Source organism: Inquilinus sp. (assembly GCF_057815775.1).
In genome coordinates this window covers 1-3111 of record NZ_JBYRFX010000032.1, presented here as the reverse complement: position 1 = coordinate 3111, position 3111 = coordinate 1, and the positions used below count along the sequence as shown (strand labels likewise).

The window sequence follows — 3111 nt, the reverse complement described above, 5'->3', positions numbered from 1 at the left end:
GGTCGTGCAGAAAGGCGCGCAGGGTGTCGAGCGTCGGCGCCGCGGCGGCGGCCTTCAGCTTGACGAAGGCCTTGGCCGCCTGGCCGCGATAGGCGTCGGCGACGCCGATCACGATCACCTCCTCGACATCAGGGTGCTCGTAGATCGCATTCTCGATGGCGACGGGATAGACGTTGAAACCGCTGGAGATGATCATGTTCTTCTTGCGATCGACGATCTCGAACAGCCCGTCGGCATCGACCCGGCCGATGTCGCCGGTCAGGAAGAAGCCGTCGCGGAAGGCCTCGGCCGTCGCCTCCGGCTGGTTCCAGTAGCCGCCGAACACGTTGGGGCCGCGCAGCGCCAGCTCGCCGACCTCGCCGATGCCGAGCGGGCGGGACGGGTCGTCCAGCGCCACCACCCGCATGTCGATGCCGGGCAGCGGCGCGCCGATCAGGCCGGGGCGCATCGGCGTGTCATGCGGCACCCGCGTGCCGGCCGGCGCGATCTCGGTCATGCCCCAGCCGCTGGCCAGGCGCCGGCCGATCAGCGTCTCGACCTGGCGGTGCACCTCCAGCGGCATCGGCGCGCCGCCGGACACGCAGCTGCGCAGGCTGGCATAGTCGCGCGCCGCCGCGCCGGGGTGGTTTAGCAGGGCGATCCACATCGTCGGCACGCCGGGGAACACCGTGGCGCGCCCGGCCTCGATGTCGTGCAGCACCGCGGCGGCATCGAAGCGTTGGCGCAGCAGGATCTCGTTGCCGTCGCGCAGGTGGCGCAGCAGGATCGTGGTCAGGGCGTAGATGTGGAAGAAGGGCAGGACGGCGATCACCCGCTGCCGCCCCGGCTCCAGCACCGCGCCATCGGTCCAGGACCGGTACATGGCGACCGCGGCGGTCAGGTTGCCGTGGCTCAGCATCGCGCCCTTGGGCAGGCCGGTGGTGCCGCCGGTGTATTGCAGCACGGCGACGTCGTCCGGGGACACCTCCGGCCAGCCAGCCGGCGGCGGGATGTCGGGCAGGCCCAGCAGCGGCCGCACCCGATCGGACCATTCCACCGGCAGTGGGGTGTCGTCGCCCGGCCCCCAATGGGCGTCGTCGCCGACCAGCAGCGTGTCGGCCGCGCCCTGCTCCAGCAGTGCCAGCGCCTTGGGCAGCAGGCCGGGCAGGTTGGTGGTGACCAGCAGCCGGGCGCCGGAATCGGCCAGCTTGTGGGCGATCTCGCGCGGCGCGTCGAGGGCGCTGAGATGCACCACCCTGGCGCCGATCCGGGTCAGGGCGAAGAAGGCCAGCGGATGGAACGGCGTGTTCGGCAGGTACAGCGCCACCGCCTGCCCGGGTCCGACGCCCAGGGACAGCAGCCCGGCCGCCAGCCGGTCGACGCCGCCGGCCAGGTCGCGATAGCTGAGGGACCGGCCGCGGAAGGCGATCGCCGGCCGGTCGGGGCCGAGCGCCACGCCGGCCGCCAGCAGGGCCGGCAACGTCGTGGTCTCGATCGGCGCGTCCCAGCGGGCGCTGGCCGGGAACCGGCGCCGCCAGGCGAACGGCTCCAGCGCCGGGGTCACCGCGCCGCGGCCGCCAGGTCGGCGAAGCCCTGGCCGGCTTCCGCGAGGCGGCGCAGCAGTGGTGCCGGGGCCAGGCTGGGTTCGCCCCGCGCGGTGGCGAAGGCCTCCAGCCGGTCGGCCACGGCCGCCAGGCCGATGCTGTCGGCATAGCGCATCGGGCCGCCGCGCCAGGCCGGCCAGCCATAGCCGTTCAGCCAGATCACGTCGATGTCGCCGGGGCGCTGGGCGATGCCCTCGTCCAGGATCCGGGCGCCCTCATTGATCATCGGATAGACCAGCCGCTCGACGATCTCCTCCGCCAGGATCGTGCGGCGGGTGACGCCCAGATTGGCCGAGACCTGCTGCAGCAGCGCTTCCACCTCCGGGTCGCGCATGCCGCTGCGGGCGCCCTCGGGGTAAAGGTAGTAGCCGCGCCCGGCCTTCTGGCCCAGGCGCCCGGCCTCGCATAGCGCGTCGGCCACCGGCGCCACCTGGCCCAGCGCCTTGCGGTTGCTCCAGGCGATGTCCAGCCCGGCCAGGTCGCTGACGGCGAAGGGCCCCATGCGGAAGCCGAAGCCGGTCAGGGCGGCGTCGACCTCATGCGGCAGCGCGCCTTCGATCAGCAGCCGCTCGGCCTCCTGCGTCCGCCGCGCCAGCATGCGGTTGCCGACGAAGCCGCGGCAGACGCCGACCACGACCGGCACCTTGCCCAGCTTTCGGCCGAGGTCGATACCGGTAGCCAGCACGTCGGGCGCGGTCTTCGCACCGCGCACCACCTCCAGCAGCCGCATGATGTTGGCCGGGCTGAAGAAGTGCAGGCCGATGACGGACTCGGGCCGGCTGGTCGCGGCGGCGATCTGGTCGACATCGAGATAGGATGTGTTGGTGGCCAGGATCGCGCCCGGCTTCGCCACGCGGTCCAGCGTGCCGAAGATCTGGGTCTTCAGGTCCATGTCCTCGAATGCCGCCTCGACCACGATGTCGGCCTCCGCCGCGGCGTCGAGCCCGACCTTGCCGGAGACCAGGGCGTTGCGGCGCGCCTCCTCCTCGACCGACAGGCTGCCGCGCTTGACCGCGGATGCGTAGGTCTGGGTGACCCGGTGCAGGCCGTGGGCCAGCAGTTCCGCCGTGGTCTCGATCACCGTGACCGGGATGCCGGCATTGGCGAAGCAGACGGCGATGCCGGCGCCCATGGTGCCGGCGCCGATCACCGCCGCCCGGCCGATCGGCCGCGGCGTCGTGTCCTTCGGCAGGCCCGGCACCCGCGCGCTCTCGCGCTCGGCGAAGAAGGCGTAGCGCAAGGCCTTGGAGCGGTCGTCGGCGACGAGTTCGACGAACCGGGCGCGCTCCAGCGCCAGCCCGTCCTCGAAGGACTCGGTGAAGGTGGCGCGCACCGCTTCGGCCAGGCCGGCGATGTTCGGCAGGGCGGGGTCGCGCTTCAGCGCCCCGGCAGCCACCAGTTCCAACGCCTCCCGGCCGCCTGCCGAAGACGGGCTGTCCAGGTCGCCGGTGCGGCGGAGGATGCCGGCAGCGGAGAGGTCGTTGGCCTTGGCGATGGCGGCGACCAGCAGGCTGGTCTCGGCCACCGC

Annotated in this window: 2 protein-coding genes; both read right to left on the bottom strand. The window is 73.0% G+C overall.

The annotated features are described in order from the left end of the window. The coding region (locus AC3XYG_RS01305; RefSeq protein ID WP_489138004.1) for an AMP-binding protein at positions 1-1543 on the bottom strand (1543 nt) is incomplete at its 3' end. Beyond that, positions 1540-3111, bottom strand: a 1572-nt coding sequence (locus AC3XYG_RS01300) for a 3-hydroxyacyl-CoA dehydrogenase (RefSeq protein WP_489138003.1), incomplete at its 5' end; no start/stop codon positions are given. The genes AC3XYG_RS01300 and AC3XYG_RS01305, both read right to left, overlap by 4 nt.